Raw genomic sequence first — 819 nt, 5'->3', positions numbered from 1 at the left:
CGATGCCGATGCCGTTGTCGCGGACCGTCATCGTCAGCGTGCCGGCATGCTGGCGCAGGTCGATCCATACCCGGCTCGCCTGCGCATGCCGGGCCACGTTGCTGAGCGACTCCTGCAGGATGCGAAACAGCGCGGTGGCGCAGCTGTCGTCCAGCTGCTGTCCGGCTTCATCCGCATCCCTGTCTCCATCCTCGTTCAGCTCGCAGGCGATGCCGGTACGGCGCGCGAACTGGGCCACCTGCCAGTCCACCGCCGCGTGCAGGCCGAGGTCGAGCACGTTGGGACGCAGGTCGATGATGATCTGGCGCACGCTGCGGATGCTCTGGTCGATCTGGCGCACCGTGGCCGCGGCCCGCTCGTGCAGGTGCCCATGGCTGCCGTGGCTGCGCCGGGCCAGCATCTCGGCCTCGATCTTCAGCGCCAGCAGGTTCTGGGCCAGCTCGTCGTGGATCTCGCGTGCGATGCGCTTGCGCTCGTTTTCCTTGATCTGTTCGGCGTGCGCCGCCAGCTGGCGCAGCTTTTCGTTGGTGGCCTGCAGCTTGGCCTGGCTGGCGCGCAGTTCGCGCGTCATGTCCCCGGCCATGCGCAGGGCGCTGCGGCGTGACGAGGCCATGGTCTGGAACAGGGCGTACAGCAGGGCGCTGCTGAGGGCGCCGGCCAGTGCCGCCATCCACGGGTAGTACTGGTCGAAGCGCGAGTGCAGCGCACTGCGCTCGATGCTGAAGTCGGCGCGCCATTCGCGCTGGTTGAAGCGCACCGGCAGGCTGGCGTGCAGCACCCCGTCGCCATCGCTTGCCGGCGCCGCCGCCGGTGGCGCGG

The 819-nt window shown here is 69.6% G+C and carries 1 protein-coding gene; it reads right to left on the bottom strand.

What is annotated here, in order from left to right:
• A partial coding sequence (locus LCI23_RS20455) for a sensor histidine kinase (RefSeq protein WP_224948278.1) occupies window positions 1-819 on the bottom strand: 819 nt, incomplete at both ends.

This window comes from Massilia sp. MS-15 (assembly GCF_020176695.1).
GTDB lineage: Bacteria > Pseudomonadota > Gammaproteobacteria > Burkholderiales > Burkholderiaceae_D > Telluria > Telluria hydrophila.
The sequence above is the reverse complement of the archived record's forward strand: the minus strand, read 5'-3'. Positions and strand labels throughout refer to the sequence as shown.